This is a genomic window from Moraxella sp. CTOTU47616 (genome assembly GCF_032017465.1).
GTDB classification, from domain to species: domain Bacteria; phylum Pseudomonadota; class Gammaproteobacteria; order Pseudomonadales; family Moraxellaceae; genus Faucicola; species Faucicola tetraodonis.
Genome location: NZ_DALZPU010000003.1, coordinates 322254 through 328253 on the forward strand (window position 1 = coordinate 322254; position 6000 = coordinate 328253).

Consider the following 6000-nt stretch of genomic DNA (forward strand, 5'->3'; position numbering starts at 1 on the left):
CGGCTAAAAATAAATCTCATGTCCTATGAGTCTTGTTAGATTATAATCAAAGTTGTCTAAGGCAACAATCGTGTTTCAACAAATATCGATGGGTCGTATTGTGTAATTTACACCCGTCAAACATATCAGTATAGGTAATGGGTAAACAGATGAATTATTTAGGTTTTCTTTGTTTAGGTCTAGGGATTTTGACATTGGTCGCGGGTATGCTATGTTTTTTATTATCTAAAGTTAGTAAGGAGCCGCCTGTTAGGTATAAAACCCAACGCATTGCGATGGTGCTGTTGCCACTGGCGATTGTACTGCTTAGTATCGGACTTAAATTTAGTATGAGTGTGGTGAATCCTGAGGTGTAAATAACTAGCTTTGCTAACTAAGCCTGATAAATAGACCTGGCAACTAGACCTGGTAACTGGTCTTAACCACAAAATGGAAAATGCAAACATATAACAAAGGTCAGCCTAATATAAGCTGACCTTTAACCTAAATTAACCTAAATTCAAAACAACAATTAAGCGGGCTTGACAGCGACTAGCACACGGATACTATCAGGAATTAAGGATAAATGACCTAGTGCATGTAAGCCTTGTTCTTGCAAACGTTTTAATTGATTGATTTCTGCGTCTCGTACATTCGGATTGATGGATTGCAAATATTGCAGGCGCTCCACTTCACGCTCATAGCGCTGATTAAATACCTCTTTGGCTTGCTCACTTATCGCAGGTAATTGCTGGTTTGCCAATGTTACTGCTTGCTCATAGCGCACTTCGATGATGTCTTTACGCGCTTTGATGACTTGACGCGCTCGGGTTTTATCCAAACGATGAATATGCGACACAATCATATCAGGCGCAATTTTATCGCTAAAATCAGTCCCTTGCTGGCTTAAAAACACCCGAATGAGCGGCTTTGGCAAAAATGCGGGTAAATTAAGTAGCTTTGGCGCAATCGCTTCAACACGAAAATTGACTTCGACCAATACCAGTCCTTCAGGCATAGCATTACTTTGCAAAGTTGCAACCGTGGTATTACCAAACGTGCCTGCGTTGACCGTTTCAAAGATACTTTGCATCAAAGGATGCTCATAAGTCATAAATTCCATGTCTTCGCGTAGTAACGCTTGGTCACGCTCAAAGGTCAAGGTCATACCATCTTCAGGTACGGCCAGTCCTTGCACTTGCACTTCATCGCTCGGATGCAGCATCAATGAGCCATCACGCTGTCCACTATATTCCATATTGATGGACGACATAAAGCGTTCAAACAAACGTGGCAACATGTGGGTATCATCAAAATCACGCATGGTGTAAGCGATTTTACTGGCCACACGCGGGCGACAAGAATTGTATTCAAGCAGTCTGTCACGCCCTGCTTGCATGGCTGCTTCTAGTGCGATGCGCTGGGCGTTGCCTTCTTCAATCAACTGATCTAAAGTAATTTCTTGACCCTCATCTTCGACTTTTTGCCCTTCAAGTAGCGGTTTTAAATCCACAATAAACTGCTCTTGAACGGTTTGCGCCGTGGGTGAGATTTGGTTAAAAATGTTTAGCGCTTCGTTATACCAGCGGTACATACGTTCAGTTGCCGTGCCTTCGACAAAAGGCACATGAATGGTAATCTCGTTTTGCTGACCGATACGGTCAAGGCGGCCAATCCGCTGCTCTAATGTATCAGGATTGGCGGGCAAATCAAACAACACCAAATCACTGGCAAACTGAAAATTACGCCCCTCAGAGCCAATTTCAGACGCCAACAATACTTGCGCGCCTTCAATATCGGCAAAATACGCAGCCGCTTGGTCGCGCTCCAGTAGGGTCATCTGCTCAGTAAAAATCGCGGTTTTAATGCCCGCATGCAATCGTAATACTGCCTCTAAACTCTCAACCGTTGCCCCACTGCGCGCAATCAGTAGCACCTTTTGATGTTTTAAGGTGTTTTTAAGCAAATCAACCAACCAAGGCACTCGCGGGTCTTGTTCCAGCCAACTGCCATCGGGCTGTAACTCTTCTGGCCATAATTGTTCGCGCAATTTACCTTGGGTGTGATAACTGTCTTGCCAACTTATCGGTAGCGGCAGCGGATACGCCATTGAGCGCCGACCTTTGAAGCCAGAAATAAGCTCAGACACGCTCTCACGGGTGTTGCGAAATAGCACACGACCAGTACCATGACGATCTAACAATTCATTGATGGCGCGCGCACGACCTTGCTCGTCATCACTGATGTCGTGACCTAACAACTGAGCTAACGCTGATTTTTGGTTATCTGACAGCGATTGGTCACTCAATAACACCTCAGCAATTGCTGCGGTTTGCGCAAAATTTTCTTCTGCATCGATAAAGTCGTCTAAATCATTAAAACGATTGGGATCTAACAATCGTAACCGCGCAAAATGGCTTTCTAAACCTAACTGCTCAGGGGTTGCTGTGAGTAACAACACACCTGCGGTTTGTTCAGCCAAATCTTCAACCAAATCGTATTTGTCATTGCCCCCTTGCTCACTGTCCCAATGCAGATGGTGCGCTTCATCCACAACCAGCAAATCAAACCCCGCTTCCAAGGCTTTTTCATGCAAATCTTCATGGTCGAGTAGCAAATCGATACTGGCAATAATCAACTGCTCAGTCGTAAAAGGATTTTGCTCAGGGTCATGCTCTGCAATCGCTGCGGTTCTGACCAAATCAAAAATAGCAAATTCAAGATTAAAACGACGACGCATTTCAATCATCCATTGGTACTGCAAACTATCAGGTACCAAAATCAAAATACGCTCAGATTTGCCGGTGATGAGTTGCTGGTGAATAATGAGACCCGCTTCAATCGTCTTGCCAAGCCCTACCTCATCGGCAAGCAGCACGCGCGGCGCGATACGTTTACCTACTTCATGGGCGATATACAGCTGATGCTCAATAATATCGACACGTGCACCCATCAAGCCTCTTAGTGGATGAGACGCCAAATAGGCTTGGGTACGCAGTAGCTCTTGGCGCAGTTCGTACCAATCATTTTGGTGGATACGACTGGCGAGCAAGCGCTCAAGTGGTTTTGCCAAATTAATATTAGCCGCAAGGCGCGTTTCCATAATCGCACGGTCATGACCTTCAACCGAGTATTTATAGACGCCATTGGCTTCTTCAAAATCGCTGACCACATACGATGCGCCATCTTGGTCATATATGGTATCCCCTGCTTTAAAGGTCACACGCGACAAAGGCGCCGATGTCTTGGCATACACACGCGTTTCTTCACTTTGCGGGAACAAAATATGCACACAGCGTTCATCAACGAGCACGACGACGCCCAGCCCCAATTCATTCTCTGTATCCGACAGATAACGTTGTCCAATCGCAAAATCAGTCATACCGCTTAACCATGCTTCCAAATTAGAAATTTAAATGATGAAAAGTAAAACTGTTTATGATAGCAAAAATTACATTTTCAAGTGAATGATTTTGTTGATAGCTGCTGTTTAGTTATTCATCATTCGCTATCAACGGACTGACGACTGTGATACCTTCGGTTATGAGCGCTTGTGTGAGCATCTCAATATTATACACCGCGTGACCTTTTACCGTATTTTCAAAGTAAATATACAAGGTATCAAAATTGGCTTGTTGATTGGCAATGGTCTTTGCCCAAGCTTGCATTTCTACATTACTGTAGCGATAATCATGCCGCTCGGCCGCCGAATGGGCATCCCACCAGTCTAAGTTTTGCCCATGCATGCGTAAATAACCGATGCGGCTAGTAAACAACAGCCGACTGGGCGGTAAACCATGAATATTTGGGTAGTCCACACTACACCAAATCAAATTTTGCTGCTGAAAACTGGCGTAAACTTGCGGGATATGCCAGCTTTGGTGGCGAAACTCTATCGCCAATGGTAACCCATCAAACCAACTGGTCAAGGTTGCCAAATACTGACGATGTGCCACCGTTCTATCAAAACCATGCGGAAATTGAATCAATAACGCAGCCAAGCAATCTGCCGTCAAGATAGGTTCAATCGCCTGCAAAAAAGCTTGCGCGGTCTCTGCAGTGGCGGTTAATCGGTGGGTAAAATCTTGGTGAATCTTAATCGAAAATTTTAGCTGCCCGTTGGATTTTTTGAGCATACCTTCATACGCTTTTCGACCTAAAGGCGCATAGAAGCTACTATTGATTTCAACAGTGGCATAATGACGACTATACTCGGTTAAAAATTCGGTTTTTTTGGTGTCAGCGGGATATAGGATTCCCAAAAAATCCGTATCACTGTATCCCCCTGTTCCGATATAGATGCTCATAGAAAATTGGTTCTACTCAATTGCAAAATTAGCCCAGCATTGATTAATAGAAATTAATAAAAGTCGTATATAGCGCCATCATCCATAACAAAAACAGCATCGTCAAGGCTAATAGCTGCGCGGCAGAACCTACATCTTTACCAATCTTTGCCAACGGATGACGTTCTGTCGATGTATGGTCAATTGACGCTTCAATACCGGTATTAAACAACTCGACGATAAGAGAAAAAAACGATGAAAACACCAGTATCATTTTAATCGGCATCATAAAAGGTAAAAAAATCAGCACAACTAATAAAATGCTATTGAGCCATGCAACCTGTCGAAAAGCCGCTTCATTTTGATATGCCGCAACTAAACCATCTTTCGAGTAACCTGCGGCATTGATGATACGTTTGAGACCCGTTTTTCCCTTGGTCTGCGCGGCATACCCATCTAAATGGTTGGCTAAATGGCTAGCAAACTTATCAGGACGCTGATTTGAACTAGGTGATGTCATGATGGTAATGGGTTATAAAAATTTTCTCATTCTACCATAGATTAATCCTATAATTTTCACAATATATACTGCCGCGAGCATTGATAGCCAAGCTTTGAATCATGCGAATTTAAATGCAAATAAAATCTATAAATATTGATTGCCATTTTACTGATAATGGCATAAATTCTAAGCTTTCTGCTAGTTTTTTTGCAGCAATCACTCCACCTTGCAATTTTCAGTTAGTGTTGTCACCTTATTTGATGAAAAATCTATGATGAAATTACGCGCCACTTGCCAACTCGATTATCACTTTTCTCAGCCAACCCCTGCGGTGTTTCTACTAAGACCGCAATCAGGGTTAGCACAGCAGATCACTCAAGAAGAATGGCAAGTAACGCCACCCCTAGCAGTTACAAGCTATAACGACAATTTTGGTAACTTATGTGACAGGGTTTTATTTCCGATGGGGGATTACCAAGTTCGCCTAACAGTTGAACTATACACCAGTGAATGGATAGATGTCGCACCCGGTATGCCAAAAACACCGATTGAGCAGCTGCCTTCAGATACAATGGTATATTTGTTACCCAGTCGCTATTGTCTACCAGAATTTCTACTTCAAGAAGCCCAAATGATAACCCAAAACTTTGCCGAAGGTTATGACAAAGCGGCGGCAATTTGCGCCTATATTCACCAAAACTTTACTTACCAATATGGGAGTAGTACAGCAGAGACCACAGCACTAGATACGTGGCAACATAAAAAGGGCGTTTGTCGTGACTTTGCCCATTTGGGTATTAGTCTGTCACGGGCATTAGATATGCCCGCTCGCATGGTAGTTGGCTACTTATATCAACTTGACCCAATGGACTTACATGCGTGGTATGAGGTTTTTATTGGCGACCGTTGGTACACATTTGACGCAACGCAATCATCGCCCAAAGGCGGTCGTGTGATCTTAGGTTATGGAAGGGATGCTGCGGATGTTGCTTTTGCGACTTTTTTCGCGCCATTTGAATTAAAAGATATGAAAGTTAACGTTGAAAAAATCGATTAATTTTGGCATAAACATCTGAGATTGAAGCCTTGGTTAGAAGGCTTTTATGCCAATTTTTCAACGTCAATATGCAAAACTTCCTTGAGAATTCCAAAGACCAACCCCCCCCTTACTGATGTAAGGGGGGGTGATTTGGAATAGGGAGCTGACGATGACCTACTCTCACATGGGCGAAC

The 6000-nt window shown here is 43.5% G+C and carries 5 protein-coding genes; 2 read left to right on the top strand and 3 right to left on the bottom strand.

Annotated elements, in window-relative coordinates:
- Positions 1–149: 149 nt before the first annotated feature.
- Complete coding sequence (locus RTS10_RS05660; protein WP_076776500.1) at positions 150–356, top strand: hypothetical protein; 207 nt, start codon at positions 150–152, stop codon at positions 354–356.
- A 155-nt stretch (positions 357–511) separates the two neighbouring features.
- Here the strand turns inward: RTS10_RS05660 and rapA are convergent, their stop codons facing one another.
- The 3 genes from rapA to RTS10_RS05675 form a co-directional block, all read right to left on the bottom strand.
- Positions 512–3361, bottom strand: coding sequence for an RNA polymerase-associated protein RapA (gene rapA / locus RTS10_RS05665; protein WP_312539556.1), 2850 nt, complete (start codon positions 3359–3361; stop codon positions 512–514).
- 112 nt (positions 3362–3473) lie between these two features.
- Positions 3474–4286: a DUF72 domain-containing protein gene (locus tag RTS10_RS05670; protein WP_100285164.1), complete on the bottom strand. Its 813-nt coding sequence runs from the start codon at positions 4284–4286 to the stop codon at positions 3474–3476.
- Between the two features lie 43 nt (positions 4287–4329).
- Positions 4330–4785, bottom strand: a complete 456-nt coding sequence (locus RTS10_RS05675) for a diacylglycerol kinase (RefSeq protein WP_007115648.1) — start codon at positions 4783–4785, stop codon at positions 4330–4332.
- Between the two features lie 253 nt (positions 4786–5038).
- On the opposite strand from RTS10_RS05675, the gene RTS10_RS05680 reads away from it, so the two are divergent.
- Positions 5039–5824 (top strand): transglutaminase-like domain-containing protein, encoded by a 786-nt coding sequence (locus tag RTS10_RS05680; RefSeq protein ID WP_219332153.1) that lies wholly within the window; start codon positions 5039–5041, stop codon positions 5822–5824.
- The last annotated feature ends 176 nt before the right edge of the window (positions 5825–6000 follow it).

What these genes read in the sequence shown, in the direction of transcription:
- RTS10_RS05680 (WP_219332153.1), top strand. Translation starts at nt 5,039, where the DNA reads ATGATGAAATTACGCGCCACTTGCCAACTCGATTATCACTTTTCTCAG.
- rapA (WP_312539556.1), bottom strand. Translation starts at nt 3,361, where the DNA reads ATGACTGATTTTGCGATTGGACAACGTTATCTGTCGGATACAGAGAAT.
- RTS10_RS05675 (WP_007115648.1), bottom strand. Translation starts at nt 4,785, where the DNA reads ATGACATCACCTAGTTCAAATCAGCGTCCTGATAAGTTTGCTAGCCAT.
- RTS10_RS05660 (WP_076776500.1), top strand. Translation starts at nt 150, where the DNA reads ATGAATTATTTAGGTTTTCTTTGTTTAGGTCTAGGGATTTTGACATTG.
- RTS10_RS05670 (WP_100285164.1), bottom strand. Translation starts at nt 4,286, where the DNA reads ATGAGCATCTATATCGGAACAGGGGGATACAGTGATACGGATTTTTTG.